Here is a 22,733-nt window from a genome sequence, read left to right as displayed (position 1 = left end):
CGGCTCAAGAAGCCTGCCGGACCATCTTCGCTGAAGCCCGCGTGCCGGCACGTTCCCTTGTAGAGGGCGGCGTGTAACACGGGGCACCCTCCACCCGCTCGCTCGCTACTCACCTGTCTCGTGCTCCGAACGATCCATGGCCGGCGGCTCGTTGTAGGTGATCACGACCGGCGCGTTTGCCTCCGCCCGTACGCGGTCCGACGCCGTCGCGATCTCCGCGTAGGTCCATTCCCTGTGCAGGCGCTCCCCGTGGGCATCGGTGATGTCGATGACCACGCTGGTCCACTCTTCGGCGGGCTGTTCGGGGACGAGTCCCAACTCGTACGTAGCGTCCTGGAGGAGGGATTCAGTGACGCGTATGCCGGTGAGTCTCTCGGCCAGAGCGAGGACCGCCGCCTTCCCGTCGACGACCGGGGCGCTCTCGTCGTGCTCTCCCTTGAGGGTCAGAGGGAAGCCGACTTCCCGCAGCAGGGGGACCAGTTCATCGGGGGTATTACCGTCGCGCAACGAGGGGCCCTCGAACGTCGTACGGAGCTCACCGTCCTCGAACCAGTGGAAGAGGTGGATGGGCTTGCCGCCGTTGGTCGAGTGCGCCACGACCCGGCCGCCCCTCGACAGCGTCTCCACGCACGGCGCCGCGATGCCCAGCCCACCGTCGAAACCGAGGACGAGTGTCCAGTCGCCGTTCTCGCCCGGAGCGCTGAAGGCGCCCGCGACGTAGGACTCGTCCCAGTAGTCGTAATCCACCTCGGCGCGGTGAGCGTCGTCCGCCTCGATCAGCCCGGCCGTTCCCTCCCCAGTGCCGCGCGGCTCCGCCTCCATCGCACACAGCACCTCGCGCGGGGTCCGCCCCCATATCAGTGTCAAGGTGTATCCGCTCTCCATCATGTGGCGGAAGAGCGGCGAGGTGCGGATCCAGGCGTAATCGTGCGCAGTCACCAAGTTCATACGGCGCAGTGTGCCTGATGCCTCTGACAACGCCCGGTGCAAACCGGTTCCTACAGCTGGAGCAGGTCCTCGGGTCGCGCCGCCCTCGGCACGGTCGTCGGGGCCTGAGCCAGCAGCACGCCGCGCCCGCGTTCCAGCAGTTCGAACGCCTTGGCCGGGTCGTTGACCTGCAGCGCGGCGGCCGCAGCGTCGGCTCAGCTCGGCCCCGCAGGGAGGTGATCCTGTCTGAATTGAGACCTACCGGCGCTGGGATCCATAATGGCGCACCCTTCCGTTGCCAAGCGAGGTCGACTGCGACGGCGGTAGGGCCCGCCGCGTGAGCGAGTACCAGTACTACGAGTTCCAGGCGCTCGACCGGCCGCTCAACGGCGAGGAGCAGAAGCAGTTGCGGACTGTCTCCACCCGGGCCCGGATCACCGCCACGAGCTTCACCAACACCTACGAGTGGGGTGACTTGAAGGGCGACCCGCGTCGTATGACCGAGCGCTACTTCGACGCTCACCTATACGTAGCCAACTGGGGCACCCACCGGCTGATGCTCCGCCTGCCTCAGCGGACACTTAGCCTGCCCATGGTCGAGCCCTACTGTCTCGGCCCTCACCTCGATGCCTGGACCACCCGAACTCACCTCCTCCTCGATCTGACCAGCGAGGACGAAGAAGGCGACTGGGTCGAGGGCGCCGACGACTCGCTCGCCGCCCTCATCGGCGTCCGCGACGAACTCACTACCGGCGACCTGCGCCCCCTCTACCTCGCCTGGCTCTCAGCGCTCGCAGCTTGGGGACGGGTAGACGACGACGAAGAGGAGTACCGGACCTGTCTGGAGCCGCCCGTCCCGGCAGGGCTCAGTGAACTGACCGCCCCGCAGCGCGCGCTCGCGGACTTCCTCCGCGTGGACCAGGACCTGCTCTCCGCCGCGGCTCAGACCAGTCCCACCATGTCCGCGAAACCGCCCCGGCCCACGAAGAAGGAACTCGCACCGCTAATCGCCGCGCTGCCGCAGAAAGAGAAGGACACCCTGCTGCTACGGCTCGCCCTCGGACCCGAACCCGGCCTCCACACCGAACTTCTCCACCAGTTGCGCGGCACCACCACCCCCGCCCCCACTGCCGCCAGGCGCAGGTCAGCGGCCCACCTGCTGGACACCGCGCACACTCTGCACACAGACCGCCGACAGCACGCCAAAGCCGAACGAGCCGCGGCACGCACCCGGCACCTGAACGCCCTGACCGACGAGGCAGAATCCGTCTGGCAGCAGATCGAGGCACACCTGGCCACAAGGAAACCCAGCGCCCACGACCAAGCCGTCACTCTCCTCGCGGACCTACGCGACGCCTGCGCCGGCACCGAACAGCAGGCCGACTTCCACCAGCGCCTGACTCGCCTGCGCAAGGCCAACCGCCATCGCCCTGGCCTTGTGCAACGCCTTGACCGCCGCAACCTTCGATAGGGCTTCTGCTCCTGCGGTGTCCCCTTTCCTGCCGTGGCCGGGCAACTGCTCGGCTTCGTGGCCACCATCGCCCAGGTTTCGACGCCGGTCCGTCAGGCATCCCACCAGCCGCTCGTCTCTCGGCGTGCGTCGGCGACCCGCGCGTGAGCGCGGGCGACCTTCACCCTGGCCTTGCCCCGGTTGCTGGAACCCTTCTGCTTGCGGGACAGCTACCGCTGCGCCTTCTTCAGGCGCTTCTCGGCCCGGCGCAGGACGCGCGGGCTGTCGACCTTAGGGCCATCGGAGAGGACGGCGAAGTGTCCGAGGCCGAGGTCGACCCCGATCTCTGGCGTCGTCTCGGGCAGGACCTCCGAGGCGTCCGTCTCGACGACGAAGCTCGCGAAGTACCGGCCCGCGCTGTCCTTGATCACCGTCACTGCGGACGGCGTCGACGGCAGCGCGCGGGACCACTTCACCTTGAGATCACCGATCTTCCGGCAGGCGCAGCTTCCCGCCCGACGTGATCCGCCAGGCGGCGTTCGCGGTGAACCGGATCGACTGCCGGTTGTCCCGCTTCGACTTCAGGCGCGGCGCGCCCATGCGCGGGCCCTTGCCCTTGAGGCCGTCGAGGGCGGAGCTGGGCGACCTGGCCGAGATACGGCTCGACATCCAGCGCACCCCCAAATGGGCGCTGCGAGCTCGCCGTCTTCAGCTGATGTCGGAACCCAACGTCCAGCGGCGCTCGAAGCCGCAGCGGCTGGGCCAGCGGTCCGCCCCGAATCGCCAAGGACCAATCCGCCACCCGCGCATCGCCCACCGTGATCCGCCGCCGAACACGTCGAAGGCGGCTTGGAGCTGGGCGAGCCGGGTGCACCGTGGGCGGCTTGAGTAAACCCGTCAGCTCCTCCAGGCGTACCCAGTTCGAACGGGGCGGCTGGCAGTGACGCCCGCCGCAGGGAGCGGCGCGAGGCCCAGCGGGCGGCTCGGTGGGGGCGGCAGGACACCACCGGCATCGAGGACTCGGCGGCCTGGCAGCTCCAAGGGCGCGCTCTGTCTTGCCGCCGCCCGCCTTGCCCACGCCGCGCAGATCGGAGACGTCGTCGATCAGGGGCTGCAGTGGGTCTGGGTCCAGCCTCGACGGCCGCCGGCGCCTGGTCGCCAGCTATGCGAAGGAAACGCTGTTCGAGGTCGCAGCACAAGGCCCGTACCGGCTGTGACCGTCCCGCGGGCCAGTCCAGTGATCACAGCGGCCAGCAGGCCTCTACTCGTTCGGCCTCTGCCGATCCCTGCACGGGCAGGGCGCCCCACCGAACGCCCGTGATCACGATCAGAGCTCGACGTCCTACCGCCTACCTTGCACGAGCTCGATAGGAGGCCGTCACTCTCCTATGCCGTTCAAAGCCCAGCACGCCCAGGCAATGATGGTCACCGCCGTCGCAACGGCCACCGCGCCGAGGGTGATCCCGGCCCGCGCCCGGATGCGACTGGCTCCCTCGTCGCCGCGCATACGTCGCAGGGCAATACCTCCTGAGACGACCGCCCAGATCCCCAAGGGCAGGATGAAGTAGACAGGGAAGTAGCGGAACTGGTTCGGAACGGATTCCGGAAGCAGCGGGCAGCCGATCGCCACGACCGCAGCGGTGCCCACCATGAGTGACCAGGCGCCCGTCAGCTGCGGGGGAGCCTCTTCTTCGAACGGATCGCTCTGCTGTGCGGAACTCATGGTCCGAAACTAGGCGGCGGAAGGCGTCTTCCACCTGGGTGCGGCTACCTAGATGCGCGTGAGTAGGCCGGCAGCCGGAGGCGACCGTGGCCGCCATATCGCCCGGCGCGGGTCTCGAACGTTCCGCTAGCTGGTGCCCGTGGGTCACGCCGCCCCCAGGACAGCATGGACCCAATAGGCGTGTCGAAACTCTTGCCCCCGCCCGTTACGAACCCCGTCCAAACCTACCGACCGAGCGAATTCACAACTCGCCGGAGCTGGGGTTCGGCTCCGGGCAGACCTGCTGGCGCAGTGGCAGCAGGCCGAGGTCTTCAACCTGCTGCACCGAATCCTGCTTGCGTGTCGCCGACACTTGCGAACTGAACGCTGCTGGCGAACTCGCACCACAAGATCAATGATCGGGATGGTCCCGGGAGGGATCGCAGTCAGAGTCGGCTGAGTCGATGAGTGGTTGGCTGCGCCAGTCGTCCACAGAGCGTGTCGATCCGAGTCAGCGCCCAGTCGATCGGTTTCTCTGCGGAACGCAGACGGCGAAGGTGAGCACGCCACTCCGACTCGTCCTGAGTCTCGTACAACACCTCCCAGTAGCCCGAGCCAGGAGCAGTACGAGCGGTGGCCCGCCGACTCGCATCCTGCTGCTGGCGCTTCCTCTTCCGCTGACCTGGCACTGGTCCAGCATCGATGGCCCTGTGTCCCTCAGCAAGGCCATTGCCCCGGGCCCTGGTCGACAACGGCTGATGGAGGTCTTGAGCGGATGTGCCGGACGACCGCGGTGAGGTCACTTGCACGGTGGCGGCGGTATCCGTCCCCGGGCCGGAGACCGCGCCCAGCGCGCCGGCCGCTGCGACGGTCACGGGTTCTTACCTGTCGCGCGGCCCGGATGCCTCTCAACGAGGCCATGGCCCGGCTGACCGCCGGTACCGCGCTCTCCGCCTCCGGCCGCCAGGCCGAGGCACTCGCCGAGTTGGAGCAGGTGAAAGCCTTGGCGGATACCTGCGGGACCCTCGCCCTGTCCGAATTGGCTGAGCACGAAACACCACAGGATGGCCGCCCAGGCCCCGCCTCCGACACCTGGTACGACACCCGGGACCTGAAGTTCCCGAAGAGCACAAGCTCCGGTGGAGCGAGTCTTTCAAGAGTCATTCCCGGGCTTTGTCCATCTCGGCGTCGAGGAAGCCGCCCGTGCGGCTTGACCGCCTACCGGCGGCATCGGGGCTTGACCCAAGGCCGGGTAGTTAGCGTTTGCGCAGGTAACGCAAACCAGTTGAAGTATTTCTGACGCAAACGTCACCGCCCTCTCGGGGCATTGGCCAACGCCGATTGGACGCAGCAAAAGCTGATTGAGGGCAGCAGGTCACCTTCGACGTCGCCGCTGACGGTGTCGAGCAGGGTGATACGGGCTGTGCTGCGTTCGCCGACCGGCTGTTACTCGATGAAGAGGGCGCCTCGGCGACGGCCTCGACGATCTCCAGGCCGTGCTAGTGCTGGATTCCTCATTGAATGTACACATATCGGCGCCGTAGTAGGCGGGTTGGTGGTGCGGGTCTTCCCCATACCCAGGGCCGGGCTCGGGCGTTGAGCTGGGATGTTGCGAGGCGGGTGGCGCGTTCGATCTCGGCTGGAGAACGTGCTCATACCCGCAGTCCACTCGGGAAGACAATGTTGGTTGGACGCCGGTCGGGACGTCTGTAAAACGGCGGCCGTGCGGGGTGAGCCGCACCGGGCAGGACCTCGAGGGGTGCTGGCCCGTGGATCGCGTCCATCAATGGCCAGGCCGGTATGCCAGGCACTGAGGTGGAGAAACGATCACGACGGACCGCCCATCACAAGGAAGAGCGAAGAGGCCTGTTCCCGACCGTGGTGACACGCGAGTACCCGTCTCCCCAGGTCCCGGCGCAGCCGGAAGTGGTCACCCGCGCCCTGCCTCAGCGGGCGGAGGGGCACACCCGGTGTGAGTTCATTAGCCTGTTTGCCGACCTGTGGCGAATCCCCCACCACTCCGGTTCCCACTTCTCTGACCTGTGTGAATGCCCGTTCTCAGGCAATCGATACGCCTGTCCGGGCGAGACATGTGCCGATCCGTCATGTTGCGGAGGTGACACAGCGTCGGTTGCCTCAGCAGTGATGCACAATTCAGGCTTCACGCAACAGAACGGACAATGCTCCGCTGGAGGGGTTCTTGTGGGCAGTACACGTGTTGGCTTCACTATCGGCCTGATGGCCGGTTTCCTGGCTCTTCAGATTCCAGTCGCCGCTGCCGCCGGTGACTCAGGCCTCGACATTCGCCCGCAGCGGACCTCCCACGGCTCCACGGTCACCGTCAGCACCACCGCATGCGGTGCGGACGTGACCTACGGCAAGGGCGAGTCCGAGGTGGCAGGGGCGTTCCACCTGTTCGAAGGCGAGAGCAAGGGCGTGCTCACCGGCGAGTTCACCGTGCCGGAAGGATCTTCGCCCGGTACCGACACCGTAACCGTCAAATGCCCGCCGCGGACCAGGATCACGGACTCGTACCAGCTCCCGACACGCCAGCCTGACGGTGCCGTCGAGGCCGGTTTCGGAGACACAGGAAGGGGAGTCCCGCAGCTCGCTCTGGGCGCGGCGCTGGTCACCGCAGCCGCTGCCGGGGGGCTGGTGAGGATGCGCCGCCGCACGAGCTCGAACGGAAACTGACTGCCTGCTGCCCCACCGGCTCCCGGGGCCGGTTCCCGAGGCCTTCCTGGTCCCGGGAACCGGCCGGGAACCGATCGCCTCCCCTCTCCCCCGCTGCAGGCAAAGAACCCACCGCGATGGCCTCCAGGCGTACCACCGACTCTTCCTCATCCCCGTTCATCCCTTCGGCCAGGTCTTTGGCCTGGACGCTCGTGGCGGGGACCGTGCTGTTGGCCGGCGCGGTACACGACGAGCAGCCACCACAGCCTTCCGCCGGTCAGGCACTCTCTCCGCTGCCAGGTGCCTCGGTCTACCGCACCGCCGCCCCAGCCGGCCCCGCCGTGTCCCCGCTCCCGCCCGCGGACCCGCTCTGGCTCCGGATCCCCGCCATCAACGTGAACGCCCCCGTCACCAAGCTGCACCTCGACTCATCGGGGGCGCTCGAGCCCCCGCCCGCCGACGACCCCAACCGCGCCGGCTGGTACAGCGAGGGCACGGCACCGGGATCTGCCGGGACAGCCGTCACCGCGGGCCACGTGGACCTGCCCACCGGCAACGCGGGCGTCTTCTACGAGCTCGGCGCCCTGACCAAGGGCAACACCATCGAGATCGACCGGGCGGACCGGCGCACAGCCGTATTCACCGTCGACGCCCTCGAGATCTACGACAAGCAACGCTTCCCGAGCAAGAAGGTGTACGGCATCTCCGAGCGCGCTGAACTACGGGTGATCACCTGCGGCGGGGGCTACGCCAAGCACACCGGATACCAGGGCAACCTCGTGGTCTACGCGACACTCACCGCGGTCAGATGAGGCCATCGCTCGGCGTCGGTCCGGCACAGCCGCTGCCTCCTGAGCTGCCCGCTGGCGGGCCGTGAGCTCACCCCACCTCGTCGCCCTCGTCCGGGCAGGAGCCCACTTCGAACGCGGCCACCTCGTAGAGCGCCCTGAGGCTGTGGCCGCGCCCGCGCTCATCGACAAAAGACTCCCGTTCTCGGGCTCTGGTCCAACTTCTGTGAGCCGTGACTGCGAGTGATCGCTTAGATGTCGAAGAGCGCTTCCTCTTGTGGAGGGAGCGAAGGGTCAAGGACGTCGCGAAGGCGGGTGATGTCGTGGCGCCACTTCGAGCCGTTCGCGCTGCAGGTCAGCGTCGGCCGATTCGATCCCCGCCAGATACGACTGCAGCGCGGGAAACCCATCGACTCGAGCCGGCTATCCCCCGTACGTAGACGCCCTTCGCGTACTTGTCCCTGGCGTGTTCGACCTCGGCGGCGAATTCGAGAGGAGCGGCCCTGGTGGGGTCCGAGGGGCTGGGCCATACCTGCGGTGACCGAGACGGCGTGGCAACGGCATCAGGAAGCGGGGACGGGATCCAACCGGTAGGCGTCCCCATGGGCGACCACGCGGCCGGCGGTGGGCGGTGCGAAGTGGGTGCCGAGGAGGAGGGTGTCCGTGCCGGCGAGGGAGCCGAGCAGTTCGCGGCGGGTGGCCTCGGACTGCCGCGGGTCGATGTCGACGCAGGCGCCGATGACGGGGTGGGCGAGCTGGACGGGGTGGTGGACGCAGTCGCCGGAGATCAGCGCCGTCTCACCCTGGCTGGTCAGTTCCACGGCGACGTGGCCGGGGGTGTGGCCGGGTGTCGGGATCAAGCGCAGGCCGGGGGAGATCTCGGCCCCCTCGTGCGGGACGTCGACCGTGCTCAGCAGACCCGCCTGTTCGACCGGGATCACGGAGTCGCGGAACATCTGTTCGCGAGGCTCCTCCAAGTCGTACGTGGCCCAGAACTCCCGCTCGGCGCGGGAGGTGAGGTAGCGGGCGTTGGGGAAGGTGGGGACCCATTCGCCGTTCACCTGCCGTGTGTTCCAGCCGACGTGATCGGCGTGCAGGTGAGTGAGGATCACCAGGTCGACGGAGTCCGGGGGGAAACCGGCGCCGGTGAGGTGCTCCAGGAAGTCGGTCCGCAGGTCGTGCCAGGCCGGGTTGGCCCGCTCCTTGCCGTTGCCGATGCCGGTGTCGACGACAACGCGCAGCCCGTTCACGACGAACGCGAAGCTGTGGCTGTCGATGTGCAGAATCCCGTCCTGGCCGGCGAAGTGGGGGTGCAGCCAGTCCTGGGCGGTCACCATCTCAGGGGTGGCGTCGGGCAGCAGCCAGGGTCCGGTCGCGGGCGGCAGGGCGACTTCGTCGATGCGGTGGACGGTGACGCCGCCCACGGTCCAGGAGGGGACGGGGGTGGCGGCGGGGGAGGTGTGCATGGTGTGTCGTTTCCTTTGGTTCTCTGCAGTGGGAGCGGTCGGTTGTTCTCTTCAGTGGGAGCGGTCGGCTTCGGGGCGGGCCGCCCCGTGTCGTGACGCGGTGAGTGCCGCCAGGGCCGCCAGAGCGAGGAGAGCGGCGGTGATGGCGTAGGCGTGTGAGGTGGCCCCCAGCCCGTAGTGCTGGGTGGCGGCGCCCGCGGCGACGGCGGGCAGGCTCATGGAGAGGTAGCTGAGGATGTAGTAGGCGGCCAGTGTCGCGGCGCGGTCCCGCTCGTCGAGCGAGGCGAGGAGCATACGCAGCGCCCCCTGGGAAACGGCGCCGAAGGCGATGCCGGCCAGTACCGCGCCGCCGTAGACCGCGGGCAGCCCGGCGCCGTGCAGACCGCTCAGGGTCAGGGCCGCGGCGGGCAGGACGGACAGGCAGCCGCCGATCGCCGTGGCGCGGGGCGGCCTGCGCCGCAGCGCCCACACGGTGAGCGCGGCGGTGGCACTGAGGGTGAAGAAGACCATGCCACGGGCTGCTTGCGGGGCATCGGGGGCCACCAGGCCTACGAGGGCCGGACCGAGGGAGGAGTAGAAGCCGCCCAGCGCCCAGACGGTGCCGACAGCGGCGCCCGCGGCCAGCAGGGTGCGGCGGACCGGGGGCGGGACGCCGGCCCGCGGGCGCAGCGACCGCAGCGCTCCCACGCGGCGGTGGGCCGTCTCCGTGGTGAAGGTGGCCGCGATCGCCTGGGCGAGGAACAACGCCGCCAGCAGTACGTAGACGGTGACGGTGGGGGCGGGGGCGAAACGGACGAGCAGGGTGGAAACGAGCACGCCGGTGGCCATACCGGCGACCGGGGTGACGCTGTTGGCCAGGGCGGACCGGCCCGGGCGCCGGGGGTTCTCCAGGTCGAGGAGCGCCGCGCCCGCGGCGCTGGTGGCCGCGCCGGTGGCCGCTCCTTGCAGGACCCGGGCGATGGTCAGGGAGCCCGCGCCGTCCGCTGAGGCCAGGAGGACCATGGAGACGGCCGCCATGAGCAGGGCGCCTGCCAGGACGGGGCGTCGCCCCAGGTGGTCGGAGAGCGTTCCGGTGGTGAGCAGGGCCAGCAACAGGGCCAGGGCGTACGCGCTGAAGACCACGGTGACGGCGAGCGCGGAGAGGCCCCACTGGTCCTGGTAGAGAGGGTAGAGCGGGGTCGGAGCGCTGGACGCGGCCAGGAGGGCCGCGAGTATCGACACGTCGAGGGCGAAAGAAGCCGTGCGCCTCTTCGTACGGGCGCGGGCGGCCCGATGGGCGACGTGCGCGGGTGCGTCGGACATGACGCCGGGCATGGGACTCCTTCCGTAAATGCAATGAATTTGCGTTAACCCGAACGTAGAACCTATGGTCGGGTTAACGCAAATCGTTGGCTTTTAGTGCGGGGTGCTTCGTTGCCACGCCCCCTGATCAGGAGAAACCCGTGCCCTCCGTTGAACTCACGCCGCCCGAGGCCGCCCGCTGGGCCGCCCGTGCCGGACTTCCGCTGCCCGATGACCGCCACGCCGCAGTCGCCGCCACCGCCAACCACATCCACTCCGTCGTCTCGGTCCTGCGTGAGCTGGACTTCGGGGACACCCCGCCCGCCGGCGCCTACCGCGCTGGAAAGGAGAAGCACGATGCAGCCGTATGAGCTGACCCTCGCCGACGCCGCGCAGCAGATCCGGGCCCGCCGGCTGTCCCCCGTCGAGCTGGTGGACTCGGTCCTCGAACGCATCGACCAGGTGGACCCGCGCGTCGAGGCGTACGTCGCGGTCACCGCTGAGCAGGCCCGCGGCGCGGCGCGGGAGGCCGAGCAGGAAGCGGCCCGCGGCATGTTCCGGGGATCGCTGCACGGCGTCCCGGCCGGGCTCAAGGACCTGATCGACGTCGCCGGTTCGCCCACCAGCGCCAGTTCCCGGGTCCGGGCCGGCCACCGCGCCGCCGCCGACAGCACGGTCGCCGCCCGGCTGCGGGCCGCAGGCTCCGTCCTGGTCGGCAAGACCCACACCCACGAGTTCGCCTACGGCCTGACCACCCCGCAGACCGCCAACGCCTGGGACCGCGGCCGGGTCGCGGGAGGCTCCAGCGGCGGGTCCGCCGTCGCGGTGGCGGCCGGGGCGGCGACCTTCGCCCTCGGCACCGACACCGGCGGGTCGATCCGGGTTCCCGCCGCGCTGAACGGGGTCGTCGGCCTCAAGCCGACCTACGGGCTGGTGCCGCGCCACGGCGTCACATCGCTGTCCTGGTCGCTGGACCACGTCGGCCCGGTCACCCGCACCGTCGAGGACGCGGCCCTGGTCCTGAACGTCCTCGCCGGGCACGACCCGTGTGACCCCACCTCGCTGGACGCCCCCGCCATCGACCACCGGCCGGAACGGGAGCCGGACCTGGCGGGCGTGCGCGTCGGGGTACCGCGCAACTACTACTTCGACCATGTCGACGCGGAGGTGGAGACCGCCGTCCGCCGGGGCATCGCGCAGCTGGAGACGCTCGGCGCCCATCTCGTCGAGATCGATATCCCGATGACCCGGTACGTCCAGGCCACCCAGTGGGGGCTGATGGTGCCGGAGGCCACCGCCTACCACGAGGACACGCTGCGTGCCGTCCCCGAGCTGTACGGGGCGGACGTCCGCATCCTCCTGGAGGCCGGTGAGCTGATGGGCGCGGGCGACTATCTGCGTGCCCAGCGCTCCCGGACGCTCATGCAGGAAGAATGGGCCCGCATTCTGGAGAAGGTCGACGTGATCGCCGCCCCGGCGGTCCCGATGACCGCGGTGAAGACCGGCCAGGAGAGCGTCACCTGGTCCGACGGCTCGACCGAGGCCGTCTCCGACGCCTACGTGCGTCTGTCCTCCCCGGCCAACATCACCGGAGTGCCCGCCCTGTCCGTCCCGGTGGGCCACGACACGGCAGGCATGCCGATCGGCATGCAGCTGCTCGGGCGACCCTTCGGTGAGCGGCAGCTGCTGCGGGTGGGCCACGCCTACGAGCGGACGCAGCCCGCCCGATCGCTCGCGCCGACCGCCTGAGAGCGGCCTGCGGGCCGGACGGTTCCGGACCGGCCCCTATGCCGTTCGGCTCCGGTCAGGATCAGGACCGGATGCCCGCAGCGAGGGGGCCCTGGCGCGGCCGTCGAGCCGGCACGCTCCTCCTAAACGCAAGAACTGTGCTTTAAGGTGGAGTTATGAGTCGTAAGCCGATGGTGCGCCCCGGCGGGCGCAGTGCACGGGTCCAGGCTTCGGTGCACACCGCTGTCCGCGACATCCTGTCGGAGCGGGGCCGCGATGCGGTGACCGTCCCGCTGGTCGCCCAGCGCGCCGGAGTCACCCCCTCGACGATCTACCGCCGCTGGGGCGACCTTCAGGAGCTGCTGTCGGACGTCGCGGTGGAGCGCCTGCGGCCCGACACTGCGCCGGAGGACCACGGTGACCTGCTGTCCGACCTGACGGCCTGGGCCGAACAGTTCCTTGACGAGATGTCGTCCCCCTCCGGCCGCGCCTACATCCGTGACGCTCTGCTCGGAGACCCGGACGGCAGCTACGCCGGTCAGTGCTCGGCCTACGCGGCCGAACAGGTCGACGTCATGCTCGCCCGCGCGATCGGCCGCGAGGAGAACACTCCCGACGTCGAGACGGCGATGGACCGCGTGGTCGCCCCCATGATGTACCGCATCCTCTTCCGCCCGGCCGGACTCGACGCCGCGTACGCCCGTCGGCTGGTGACCGAGCTCCTCGACGCGGGCGAAGAACACCCCCTCCCATGATCCAGATTCCTCGCGGCCCGCGCAGGAGGTGCCCAGATTCACCGTTGCTCATGCCCGCGGGCTGTCGCGGCTCGGGCGAGGCGAGGGCCTTCGGCTTGTGGCGTGGTCCGTGGAGGTCACCGCTCTGGTCGGTATACGGAGCCGCGGCGGCCACGACCTTCTTGCCGAGGCTGGTGAGCTGCATGGGGTGTTTGACTCCGCCGCGGACCAGGAGCTCGCCGTCCAGGTCCTGTTCCAGCTTGCGGATCTGTTCCTGCCGCCGGCCGCAGCAGAGCGGGCAGGCCAACCAGCCTTGCTGCTGCGGCGGCGGTTGTACGTGGCCTTCGCCGAGGATGTGCCCACACGGGAGGCTGCGCCGCTTGAGCCGCCGCCGCTCCAGCTCCTCGAGCCGCCGGTATGCCGTCGCGCGACCGGGCAGCTTCACCTCGCCTTCGCCATAGCGGGCTTCCAGGCGTGGGCCGACGGAGCGGATCGCCTTCCCACAGGGCGGCTTCGATTCCTTTCCGTGCTCGGCATGCCCGACCCCCGAGCAGCTTGAGCGGGGAGCAGAGCTCCGGTCCTGACCTTGTTCTTTAACCTCCGGTGTTCTGTGACGGCTCCGCAGTTGGAACGCCCGAGATGTTGCCCGGGGTGTTCATGCTTCTATGCGCAGCCAGGTGTTGCCTGCGCGGAGCCAGAGGGAACCGTCGCGGCCTTGGCCGCAGTGCATGACGACTCGACCAGGCAGCCGTAGCCGACGGCGGCTGGTTACTGCCCAGGTGGTGCCGTTGAGCTCGGCACGTATGAGCTCGACGGACCGCTTGTTGTGGTCGCGGCGGGTGAGTACTGCCCTGTTGTCACAGATCGCGAATCCGTCCGGGGCTGGGACGGGGCTGGGGTAGCTGGCAATGTCGCCGGTGGACGGGGTGATCCGTGTCAGGAAGGTGCCGCCGCTGCCGCTGCCGGAGCACCAGACGAGCCATACCTGTTCGTTCTCGGTCGCGGCGGTGCAGCCTTCCAGCGGGTGGTCGGGCAGCCGACCCTTGGGCGTCCAGGAGGTCCGGCCCTGGCTGTCCCAGCCCGCGAGGCCCGCTCCCGACTCGGGGTGGCCGCCGTAGATGCCCTCATCGCCGTAAGCCGTCCAGATGCCTCCGTGGACGTCGGTGACCAAGGCGGGAATGTCATCACCGACGCAGAACTCGGCCTCAGGTGTCCCGGACGGGGAGAACACCACAGCGTTGGACGCCCAGGGCCGCTCGGTCTCGTTGCGGAACGTGCGCCCGCTCACCAGAAGGAATCGAGAATCCGGAAGCAGGGCCAAGTGACTGGGCCGAATCCGAATGTCATTCACCAGGATGCGCCGCTCCTCCTGTCCCGTGACGGTGACCAGCTCACCCGTGAACGGGACTTGCGGCCCCCACCCGATCCACCCCTTGATGTAGCGGGTGTGATCAAGGTATTGCCGGTGGACCAGCAGGACCGCAAGCTCCCCGGCGGGACCGACGCTCCACCAAAGGGCTCGGTGCCCCCGCATCGAGTCAGCAGCGGGAAGCCGCCACACGTTGTGTATCGCAGCATCGGAACCAGCAGCCAGGGGGCGGAGATTCATTGACAGTCGCCTCTAGGACTCCGGAGCCGAGTAGCCCGAAGAGCACTACCTTACCGGCCCTTACTCGGTCGAACTCCGGTGGAAATTCGTCCAGCGGCCGTGCCACGGGACATCCAGCGTCGAAATGTTCCTCGGACTATGTCACTGACCTGGGCATTTTCCGGACGCTGAGGCGGCCCTCGTCTGATCATGTGCTCCGACCAAGGTGCACCGATCAGAACGAAGGCCGTGTAGATGAGTCTGCTGCCTGACGCCGGCCCCAGGGAAGCGTTCGCGCAAGCGTCACGCTTCCGGGAGGACTTTCTGCGTGAAGCTGAGGGGGCTCGCGTTGACGCTGGCCGCTGTACGGGATCTGCGCGACTTCAGGGCACCGGCTTCGACTGAGCAGTTGGAGGCGTTCGAGACGGACGTGCTCTCCGGCTTCGTGCTGCTGACGGCGACTTCGTCGGCTGTTCGAGCCGTGACCGTGTCTCATCTCAGCGAGGCCGTGACGCGGCCAGGCCCATCTCGAGCGCGCGCCCACGTCACAGCAGGCGAGCCTCCTCGTTCCTGAGCGCCTCGCCCGATCCTCGTCAGTGCCGTGCACAAACTCGTTGGACAATCACATGGTTCTGCGGCAAGCGTGGAGGCCATGGAGCAGGAAGAGATCTGGAACGGCGAAGTTGCCGGGCGCTATGACACGCCCGGTTCCGGCATGTTCGCGCCTGAGGTCTTGGAGCCGGCCGTGGACCGCCTCGCCCGGCTCGCAGGGAAGGGACGAGCACTTGAGTTCGCCATCGGGACCGGCCGGGTGGCCGTTCCACTGGCCGAGCGAGGAGTCTGCGTCACCGGCATCGAGCTGTCCCTGCCGATGGTGGAGCAACTGCGAACGAAAGCGGATGAAGCAACAATCCCGGTGATCATCGGTGACATGGCGACCACCCGCGCACCCGGGACGTACACCCTCGTCTATCTCGTCTACAACACGATCTCCAACCTGCTCACCCAGGATGAGCAGGTTGCCTGCTTCCGCAATGCTGCCCGCCACCTCGCGCCCGGCGGCCGGTTCGTGATTGAGCTCGGGGTACCCGAGTTGCGCAAACTCCCGCCGGGCCAGACGGCCGTCGTGCGGCAGTTTGAACGCGGCTACATCGGCTTGCACACCTACGACGTCGTTCGCCAGCACATTGTGTCGCACCACGTCCGTTTCGACGAGAGCGAGCATGCACGGTTGTTCCGCACCCCTCATCGCTACATCTGGCCGGCCGAACTCGATCTCATGGCCAAACTGGCCGGCTTCGAACTGCAAGCCAGGCATGCGGACTGGGTCGGCTCCGCGTTCACCGCCGAGTCCTCATCTCACGTTTCGGTCTACCGCGTCCCGCGGGGGCAGTAGCTCCGCGCGGTCGGACGAACTCGGCATCTCGGGGCTTGCCCACGACCACCCTGGTCACGCCCTCACCCCGGGCGCCAGGGCGCCCCTGGCCGCCCGATGACTGCTCGGACATCGCGATCGAGGACACCCTGAACATCAGCCACGGCGCGGTCCGCCCGTGACCACCGCCTTCGCCGCACCCCGGACGACGCGGCCCGCGAGCAGGACATCCGCAAGAGCCGAGCAGCACTCCCCATGAGAAGAAGCCCGGCCCGCCCCACACCACCCGCGCGGCGCCACGACCTTCCAGATCCTCGCGCTGCCGATGACCACTCCCGGTGCCCCGCCTCACGAAACGCGACAGCGGGTGTTCATCGGTGCCGCAGGCGCAGGCAGAGGCCGCCGAACGACCGGAAGTGCGGAAGGGGTTCGCACAGCAGCCGCGAACCGTCAGAGCGCAGATGCGCCGGTCGTCAGCCCAGCCGGATGTGTTGTACACATGGCCGATGTCCACTTCTCTGTTCCAGCTTCGCGCCGTTGCCGAGCACGAGTTCGCTCCATGGGCGCGCATGATTGCCGACACCTATGGCATGGACCGGTCGCAAGAGGAACTGGCCGACCAGCTGGCCGCAACGGATCTCGCCCGCACCCTGGCCGTGTTCGAGGAGGGCGAGCCGGTCGCCGGAGCCTCCGTCTACAGCCGCATGCTCACCGTGCCCGGGGGCGTCCTGCCCGTCGCGGGCGTCGCCTCCGTGGGCGTGGCCCCGACGCATCGCCGCCGCGGCATCCTCACGTCGATGATGCGTGCCCAGCTGACCGACCTGCACGAGCAGCAGCGCGAGCCGATCTGCGCGCTGCGCCCCTCCGAGGCCGGCATCTACGGACGGTACGGCTACGGCCTCGCGACGCTGGGCAATCGGATGCGCTGCGACCGGCGTGCCATGCGGCTCCGCCCCGACACCGACTTCGGCGACGGGACCGTGCGCCTGCACAACGCCGTCCGGGGCCGCCCCCTCCTGGAGGAGATCTACGACCAGGTCCGCACCGCCACGGTCGGCTGGCCCGACCGGCAGGCGGCCCACTGGACGGTGCGCCTCGCCGACTATCCGCACCGCCGCGGTGCGGCGACCTCGCTCCGGTGCGCCGTGTACCACGAGCGTGACCAACGCGCCACCGGCTACGCGCTCTACCGGCACAGCTCCGCACCTGACGGGCTCGGCGGCAGCTCCGGGGTGGTGGAGGTGGTGGAGCTGGCAGCGGCTCGGGGCAGTCCTATGCGGCGCTGTGGCGCTTCCTCGCAGGCATCGACCTGGTGGCCTGGATCGACTACGAGGGCGCCGTGGACGAGTCCTTGCCGCACCTGCTGGTCGAGCCGCGAGCGGTTGCGGCCGCGCCGGTGGACCGTCTGTGGCTGCGTATGGCCGACGTCGACAGGGCTTTGACAGGCCGGAGTTACAGCCTTCCCCTGGACCTCGTCCTGGAGGTGCAGGACGACTTCTGCCCGTGGAACAGCGGGCGCCGCCGGCTGCAGGCGGAAGCAGGGACCGCCATCTGCGAGCCCACGACCGCCCCGGCCGACATACGGCTGACCGCGGCGGCACTCGGCGCCGCCTTCCTCGGCGGGACCTCGCTCGCCGCCCTCGCGGCTGCCGGTCTCGTCGAGGAACTGCGGCACGGCGCCCTATCCCTCGGCTCGGCAGCTTTCCGCGGCGAACGGGAACCCTGGTACCCCGGTGGCTGGGCCTTCCCGCTCTACTGACACATCCTTCGGACGCGTTCCGGCCGGATGAATCCGCGCATCCGCCGCCCGGCGAAGACGGCCTCCACGCCGCATTGCAGGGTCGACTCCTCTGCGTCGGCCAGCCGGATGAAGACCAGCGGCGGACTGGGCGCGATCACCGCCGGGCACGGCGAGCGAAAGCAGCCGGCCCACGCCACCCGGCGGGAAACGCCGGCCAGCCACCTCACCGCCCGGCAGGGCGACGATTCAACCCGAGGACAGCCGAAGCGTCAGTCAGTCGGAGAGTCAGACCCCCGAGCGATGCCATGGCCAATCCTCACTGTCAGTCGGTGAGAGCGGCGTTGACGATGGCCTTGATGTACGGGAGGTCATTACCTCTCCCCGTCGGGTTGAGGGAGTACACCACGCGGTGCCTGAGGTCGCGGGTGGCGAAGTACCCGTTGTCCCAGCCGGGGCGGGAACCGGTTTTACCCCACGCGTACGCGCCGTTTGGGAGCTGGTAGCGCAGGAGCCCGCCGATGCTGTAGCAGGCCGCCTGGCCGACGCAGTTCGTGTTGTCGACGGCGTTCTTCACGTTCGGTACCTCGAATACCAGCTTCTGCTGGGCGGGTGGGAGCAGTCGGCCCCGGAACAGTGCGGTGATGAAGCGGTCCAGGTCGGCGGCGGTGGAGATCATGCCTCCCTCGGCCCACGGGTACGGGCTCTGCTCAGTCACGTCCTGCCCATCCAGGTACACCTCCGCGTGGGGCGAGGGGATCGCCGGGTCGTCGGCGGCGGGCAGGCTGGTGTGCTTCAGATGCAGCGGCCAGATGATCGTGCGCTGCAGTTCGTCGGTGAAGGAGTGGCCGGTGATCTTCTCGACGATCAGGCCGAGGACGAAGGAGTTGAGTCCGTTGTACTGCTGCTCGGAGCCGGGTGCGGGCGGCGTGTCGGTGGCTGCGGCGAACGAGTTGCGCAGGAAGTCTTCGGGCGTCACAGATTTGAGCTGCCATCCGGGTCCGTCGCCGGGGCCAGGAGTCGGGGCGGGCTTGGGTAGGCCGCTCGTGTGGTCGAGGAGCTGGCGCACGGTGACGCGGCTGTACGCCTCGGGCAGGATTCGGGGAACGTACCAGCGCGCCGGTATGTCCAGGCCGATCCGGTGCTCGGCGACGAGTTGGAGCACCACCGTGTTGGTGAACGCTTTGGTGACACTGCCGATGCGGACATGGGCGTCAGCGGTGACCGGGCCGGCGGTGGCGCTCACACCGTCCCGTCTGATCAGCGCGCCCGCCACGACGTCGTCGGGCAGGTGGTCAAGGAGGTCCTGGATGGCGGTGTTCGCGGACGCCGAGGCGCTGGAAGCAGGCGTGGCAGCGGCCGCGGGCAGGGTCGCGCCGGCGGTGAGAGCAGTGGCCAGGACGAGGGTGGTGACGGCGAGTCTGATGCGCATCGAAGTTTCTCTCCACGGCGCTGATGGAATGTGTTGACAACGCCAACTCTGCTGCGCGCAGCCGCCGTCGCCCATCAGTGATCACCCTGATCACAACCCTGGGCTCCCCCTGACAGCTGCGATCTGGTGCCGCCACCTCATCAGTTCGCCGAGACGACGCCGTCGCGTCCTCGACTAGGGCCTGTCCGATGGGTCGCGTGAGCCGGTCAGGGCCGTGGCCTAAGGGCTGTCCCGCTATTTGTGCGTCCGCACCTATCGTGTGGTGGAGCGACGCTGACCGGGCGGCCGACTGGCCAGACCGGGCTCTAGTAATCCGGTTGGGCCCGCCCGCGGACGATGCGTATCCTCTCGGACCATGTGCTACCACGCGTTCAACGGCGCCTTCCGGCACTACGTATGCATCGCGTGCCGGCTCTCCTTCAAAGGCAGCACATGGCCGATCCGGAAGCGCATCTGTCCTGGCTGTCGTGAACAGCTCGTCTTCGCCGGCTACGACTTTGCTGCGCCCCGGCGACGCGACACGAAGGCATGGTCAGTCGTTGCGACTGTGCTCGCGGAGGAGCTGACCTACGATCACCGCCCCGGCTGCGGCTGCTCGCGGCTCCCCTCTTTCCGACCCCGGACCCGAGCTCAGGTGCGTGTCCGGCGCCGCGCAGCCGAGCGGCTGGGCCTGCCTCTGTCGGTGACTCTCGCTCGCCGCGACGCCTTCACCTCGGAGAGCCGCGACGAGCAACCGCCCTCTCCGGCGGCCGCGAAGCGCGATACGACCTGAGCGCCGCGTCGACGCGGCATGCCGCGCTGGCCATGTGAGCGGTCAGGGCGCGGTTCGCCTTGAGAAGATCCCGCTGTGGCTGGAGTGATCACGGCAGCGGAGCCGTCCTGGATACCCCCGTTCACCGGGCTGCGCCCGCGCGACTTTCGAAAGCTGGTCACGCTGTTACGCCGAGAAGGCGCCGATCGAACTCGCCGCGGGCGTCCCTGGTCACTGCCGCTGGAAGAGCGGGTGCTCCTAGTCACCGCGTACTGGCAGCGCACGCCCTGACCCCGTCGGGCGAAGGCAAGGACGGTCAGGACGACGGCGAGTGCAGGCAGCCAGCCCGCCACCAACCCGGCGCCGGCACCGACGACGCCCGCCGCGATCAGGACGGGCAGCGCGCAGCACGCGACGCAGGCCAGGGCGGCCAGGCCCCCGAGCGCCTTGGGGGTGCGGTGGGGGCGGAGGTCAGCAGCAGGGGCCGGCATTGCGGTTCTCCTCGGCGAGGTCGGTGAAGGGAATGGGGCAGCAGGCGCTGGACGCACAGACGGTCAGGTCGTCACAGCCCGCCTCCACGGCGGCGAGCAGGGCGGTGCGGATGGTGGTCAGGTCCGCGATCTTCGCGTCGACCTCGGCGAGCTTGGCCGCGGCACGGTCCTGGAGCCCTGCCACGGGGCGGCCGTGGCGGTGGCGGCCTGCCTCGAGGAGTTCCGCGACTTCCTCCAGCGTGAACCCGAGCCGCTGAGCGGCCTTGATCACTCTCAGCGCGGTGACCGCGTCCTCGCCGTAGAGGCGGTGGCCTCCGTTGCTGCCCCGGCACCGCCGCCAGCGGTGAGCTGGAAGACCAGGACGGGCCCGTATCCGGAGTCAGCAGCCGGGGCGGTGGCCAGGATGACGAACCCTGCGGCTACGAGTGCCATCCCGGCGGTGACCGGGATCTTGTCACCCCAGCGCGGCGCGATGAGAAGAGACAACCCGGCCCCGCAGCCCATCGCCCCGGCCAGCGGCAGCATGAGCCATCCGGTCTGGGCGGGGTTGTGGCCGAGCACCGTCTGCAGGTACAGGCTGATGATGAACAGTGCGAAGAACATGAGGGCCAGCGCGAGCGCCGCGGCTGAGAAGCGCCCATTGCGGCACAGGGCGACGGGGATGACGGGCGACGGATGTCTGCGATCCCACCACCCCAGTACCATCAGCACGCCCGCAGCGGCGGTGAAGGCGGTCATGACCAGCGGATCAGCCCAGCCGCGGACCGGTGCCTCGATGATCGCCCACACCAGGGCCAGCAGCCCGCCGGTCATCAGGGTCATGCCCAGCCAGCCAGTCACCTTGGCCAGGGCGCGGGTGCCGCGACTCGGGCACCCGGCACCATGCCCCGGCCACCGCCACGACCACCACGGGAACGTTGAGCCAGAACCCGGCCCGCCAGGAGAACTGCTCCACCAGCGCGCCCCCGGCGACCTGTCCGGCCAGCGCCCCAGCCCCCGCGACCAGGGCCCAGACCGCGATCGCCCGCCGCCGCGCCGTCGGCTCCGGGAACACCACCGTGATCAGTGAAAGCGTCGACGGCATCAGCAGCGCCGCCCCCAGCCCCATAACCACCCTGGCGGCGATCACCTGTCCCGCGTCCTGTGCGGTGGCGCCGTACACCGACGCCAGGCCGCATAGCACCAGGCCCAGCACGAACGCGCGGCGCCGCCCGTGCGCATCCCCTCACGACCCTCCGGCCAGGACGCCGCACGCCAGGGCCAGGGTGTAGCCGTCTGCGACCCACTGCAGTGTGCTCATGCCCGGCTCCAGCTCGGCCTGCAGACTGGGCAAGGCCACGTTCAGCACCGTCACATCCACGCCGATCAGGAACAGGCCGGCGCACAGTACCGACACAGCAGACTTCGGGTGTGCCGCCACTGTCGCCATCGTCATGGCTGAAGCAACCCCCAGAACGTAGTGGCGCCTATCGGTTTGTCGTACTTCTTGGGCGCCGCCCTGCCTGCCCTTGCAGAGCAGGCGCAACGAGGGAGCAGGCACAGGTACGGGCCTGTCAGCCGAGCTGGTCCCACCACCAGGCGATGGTCGGGATGGGCAGAGGTTCCGTGCTGGGGTCGCTGGGCTTGTCCACGATGGTGACGCCGTTCGCGGTCTCGGCGGAGCGGTAGCGGGCCGTCAGCGTGGGCAGGGTGATGTTTCCGGTGATCATGTGGTCCCATCCTGCGAGATAGCGGCGCATGTCCTCGTCGGCATCGCGCAGGAGCCTTTCGCGCAGGCGCAGGTAGAGAGTCATGATCCGGTCGCGGATGGCGACTGCCTCGGTGACGGCCCGCTCGAGGGACCAGTCGGGATGCTCGTAGCGGAGCGCGGCGAACAGGTTGTGCTTCCTGGAGGCCATGCGGCGTTCTTTGAAGTAGGAGTAGCGGTCGTTGTCCAGTGCGGTGATGTGCCCGGCCGCCTCCGTGAGGGCGCGGACTTCGGGGCGGGCCCATTGCTGTGCGCTGATCTCGGAATGTGTCGCCCCGTCCATGAAGCCGATGGCGGAGTATCCGCCGACCGAGCTGAATCGCAAAGCCAGGTAGTCGTTGACGTTGAGCGGGGTTCCCCACTGCACGAGAACGGCCTCCGTGGTCATGGAGTAGAGCCATTGGCTCTGTCCGGCAATGAAGCGTTCGTATTGCACGGGGGCCAAGGCTTCCCTGAGGGCCAGCACGGCATCGCGAAGTGCCCTGTCGGCGGGGGCCGCGGAGTCATGCCAGGCATCGGGAGACCTCAGGATGTGTTCCCAGCGGCCCAGTCCGACGATGATGTCGCCGAGCGGGAGGTCTGATTCGACACGGTCGTTCGGCAGCCAGCCCCACGTGTTGTAGCGGACGAAGGCCTTCGCGGTCTCGCCGGTCGCGTGCGGGATCAGGTGGGCGGTGAAGGCCGCACCGAGCTCAGCGAACACGGCGGTGCGCCGCGGATCGCCTTCACCGATGTCGAACTGCTCGGCCCAGTCGCGGGAAAATTCTCGCAGTGCGCCGAATTCCGGGCTGACGTAGGAGGTCAGTGGACAGTAGAAGGTGAGCAGTTGCGTGCCGAGATTCTCAACATCCGACATTTGTCC

20 protein-coding genes and 4 pseudogenes are annotated in these 22,733 nt (G+C 69.0%); 12 read left to right on the top strand and 12 right to left on the bottom strand.

The genetic code is table 11. The annotated features are described in order from the left end of the window. Positions 1-105: 105 nt before the first annotated feature. A complete protein-coding gene (locus ACFVYS_RS35955; protein ID WP_389508998.1) occupies positions 106-948 on the bottom strand; it encodes a DUF6461 domain-containing protein in 843 nt (280 codons plus the stop codon). 316 nt (positions 949-1,264) lie between these two features. Between ACFVYS_RS35955 and ACFVYS_RS35950 the strand changes: the two genes are divergently transcribed. After that, on the top strand, positions 1,265-2,398 hold the full coding sequence (locus ACFVYS_RS35950; RefSeq protein ID WP_389508996.1) for a hypothetical protein: 1,134 nt from the start codon (positions 1,265-1,267) through the stop codon (positions 2,396-2,398). A 116-nt stretch (positions 2,399-2,514) separates the two neighbouring features. Here ACFVYS_RS35950 and ACFVYS_RS35945 read toward each other — a convergent pair. Together ACFVYS_RS35945 and ACFVYS_RS35940 are read right to left on the bottom strand one after the other, a co-directional pair. After that, positions 2,515-3,004: pseudogene (locus ACFVYS_RS35945) on the bottom strand (RNA-guided endonuclease InsQ/TnpB family protein); the annotation flags it as partial. Positions 3,005-3,755: 751 nt separating this feature from the next. Beyond that, complete coding sequence (locus ACFVYS_RS35940; RefSeq protein WP_389508994.1) at positions 3,756-4,100, bottom strand: hypothetical protein; 345 nt, start codon at positions 4,098-4,100, stop codon at positions 3,756-3,758. A gap of 2,181 nt (positions 4,101-6,281) precedes the next feature. Between ACFVYS_RS35940 and ACFVYS_RS35935 the strand changes: the two genes are divergently transcribed. Further along, positions 6,282-6,773: a sortase gene (locus ACFVYS_RS35935; protein ID WP_389508992.1), complete on the top strand. Its 492-nt coding sequence runs from the start codon at positions 6,282-6,284 to the stop codon at positions 6,771-6,773. 116 nt (positions 6,774-6,889) lie between these two features. Then, complete coding sequence (locus tag ACFVYS_RS35930; protein ID WP_389508990.1) at positions 6,890-7,564, top strand: class F sortase; 675 nt, start codon at positions 6,890-6,892, stop codon at positions 7,562-7,564. Positions 7,565-8,103: 539 nt separating this feature from the next. Here the strand turns inward: ACFVYS_RS35930 and ACFVYS_RS35925 are convergent. Both ACFVYS_RS35925 and ACFVYS_RS35920 read right to left on the bottom strand, forming a co-directional pair. Next, positions 8,104-9,006 (bottom strand): MBL fold metallo-hydrolase, encoded by a 903-nt coding sequence (locus tag ACFVYS_RS35925; RefSeq protein WP_389508988.1) that lies wholly within the window; start codon positions 9,004-9,006, stop codon positions 8,104-8,106. A 51-nt stretch (positions 9,007-9,057) separates the two neighbouring features. Continuing rightward, positions 9,058-10,320, bottom strand: coding sequence for an MFS transporter (locus tag ACFVYS_RS35920; RefSeq protein ID WP_389508986.1), 1,263 nt, complete (start codon positions 10,318-10,320; stop codon positions 9,058-9,060). A gap of 128 nt (positions 10,321-10,448) precedes the next feature. Here ACFVYS_RS35920 and ACFVYS_RS35915 point away from each other — a divergent pair, with 128 nt between their 5' ends. The 4 genes from ACFVYS_RS35915 to ACFVYS_RS35900 all read left to right on the top strand — a co-directional run bounded on the left by ACFVYS_RS35915 (position 10,449) and on the right by ACFVYS_RS35900 (position 13,308). Beyond that, entirely contained in the window at positions 10,449-10,658 is a 210-nt protein-coding gene (locus ACFVYS_RS35915) for a hypothetical protein (protein ID WP_327188099.1), read from the top strand. After that, positions 10,645-12,036 (top strand): amidase, encoded by a 1,392-nt coding sequence (locus ACFVYS_RS35910; RefSeq protein ID WP_389508984.1) that lies wholly within the window; start codon positions 10,645-10,647, stop codon positions 12,034-12,036. The genes ACFVYS_RS35915 and ACFVYS_RS35910 overlap by 14 nt, the downstream gene beginning before the upstream one ends. Before the next feature lie 155 nt (positions 12,037-12,191). Beyond that, a complete protein-coding gene (locus tag ACFVYS_RS35905) occupies positions 12,192-12,770 on the top strand; it encodes a TetR/AcrR family transcriptional regulator (RefSeq protein ID WP_327188097.1) in 579 nt (192 codons plus the stop codon). Between the two features lie 109 nt (positions 12,771-12,879). Continuing rightward, a complete protein-coding gene (locus ACFVYS_RS35900; RefSeq protein ID WP_389508982.1) occupies positions 12,880-13,308 on the top strand; it encodes a hypothetical protein in 429 nt (142 codons plus the stop codon). A 96-nt stretch (positions 13,309-13,404) separates the two neighbouring features. On the opposite strand, the gene ACFVYS_RS35895 is transcribed toward ACFVYS_RS35900, so the two are convergent. After that, a complete protein-coding gene (locus ACFVYS_RS35895) occupies positions 13,405-14,037 on the bottom strand; it encodes a hypothetical protein (protein WP_389508980.1) in 633 nt (210 codons plus the stop codon). Between the two features lie 952 nt (positions 14,038-14,989). Here ACFVYS_RS35895 and ACFVYS_RS35890 point away from each other — a divergent pair. The 3 genes and pseudogenes from ACFVYS_RS35890 (at position 14,990) to ACFVYS_RS35880 (ending at position 17,471) form a co-directional block, all read left to right on the top strand. Next, the gene (locus ACFVYS_RS35890; protein ID WP_389508978.1) at positions 14,990-15,733 is read left to right on the top strand and encodes a class I SAM-dependent methyltransferase; all 744 of its coding nucleotides are present in this window, start codon (positions 14,990-14,992) and stop codon (positions 15,731-15,733) included. Positions 15,734-16,173: 440 nt separating this feature from the next. Beyond that, positions 16,174-16,914: pseudogene (locus ACFVYS_RS35885) on the top strand (GNAT family N-acetyltransferase); the annotation flags it as partial. A gap of 215 nt (positions 16,915-17,129) precedes the next feature. Further along, entirely contained in the window at positions 17,130-17,471 is a 342-nt protein-coding gene (locus tag ACFVYS_RS35880) for a sterol carrier protein domain-containing protein (RefSeq protein WP_389509015.1), read from the top strand. A 304-nt stretch (positions 17,472-17,775) separates the two neighbouring features. Here ACFVYS_RS35880 and ACFVYS_RS35875 read toward each other — a convergent pair whose 3' ends face one another. Beyond that, positions 17,776-18,882, bottom strand: coding sequence for a serine hydrolase domain-containing protein (locus ACFVYS_RS35875; protein WP_389508977.1), 1,107 nt, complete (start codon positions 18,880-18,882; stop codon positions 17,776-17,778). A 355-nt stretch (positions 18,883-19,237) separates the two neighbouring features. Here ACFVYS_RS35875 and ACFVYS_RS35870 point away from each other — a divergent pair, with 355 nt between their 5' ends. Next, positions 19,238-19,654 carry a hypothetical protein gene (locus ACFVYS_RS35870; protein WP_389508976.1) on the top strand — a complete coding sequence of 139 codons (417 nt, stop codon included), beginning with the start codon at positions 19,238-19,240 and terminating at the stop codon, positions 19,652-19,654. Between the two features lie 75 nt (positions 19,655-19,729). Then, a pseudogene (locus ACFVYS_RS35865) lies at positions 19,730-19,912 on the top strand (IS5/IS1182 family transposase); the annotation flags it as partial. A gap of 192 nt (positions 19,913-20,104) precedes the next feature. Here ACFVYS_RS35865 and ACFVYS_RS35860 read toward each other — a convergent pair. The 5 genes and pseudogenes from ACFVYS_RS35860 to ACFVYS_RS35840 form a co-directional block, all read right to left on the bottom strand. Further along, positions 20,105-20,395 carry a MerR family DNA-binding protein gene (locus ACFVYS_RS35860; RefSeq protein ID WP_389508974.1) on the bottom strand — a complete coding sequence of 97 codons (291 nt, stop codon included), beginning with the start codon at positions 20,393-20,395 and terminating at the stop codon, positions 20,105-20,107. Between the two features lie 2 nt (positions 20,396-20,397). Next, entirely contained in the window at positions 20,398-20,937 is a 540-nt protein-coding gene (locus tag ACFVYS_RS35855; protein WP_389508973.1) for a hypothetical protein, read from the bottom strand. Beyond that, positions 20,873-21,334 (bottom strand): annotated as a pseudogene (locus tag ACFVYS_RS35850) (MFS transporter); the annotation flags it as partial. The pseudogene ACFVYS_RS35850 and the gene ACFVYS_RS35855, both read right to left, overlap by 65 nt. Positions 21,335-21,349: 15 nt before the next feature. Further along, positions 21,350-21,559: a hypothetical protein gene (locus ACFVYS_RS35845; protein WP_389508972.1), complete on the bottom strand. Its 210-nt coding sequence runs from the start codon at positions 21,557-21,559 to the stop codon at positions 21,350-21,352. A gap of 118 nt (positions 21,560-21,677) precedes the next feature. After that, positions 21,678-22,727: a hypothetical protein gene (locus ACFVYS_RS35840; protein ID WP_389508970.1), complete on the bottom strand. Its 1,050-nt coding sequence runs from the start codon at positions 22,725-22,727 to the stop codon at positions 21,678-21,680. Between the last annotated feature and the right edge of the window lie 6 nt (positions 22,728-22,733).

The sequence above is a fragment of the Streptomyces sp. NPDC058295 genome, from assembly GCF_042880655.1.
Lineage (GTDB): Bacteria > Actinomycetota > Actinomycetes > Streptomycetales > Streptomycetaceae > Streptomyces > Streptomyces coriariae.
This window is presented reverse-complemented; position numbering and strand designations above follow the sequence as displayed.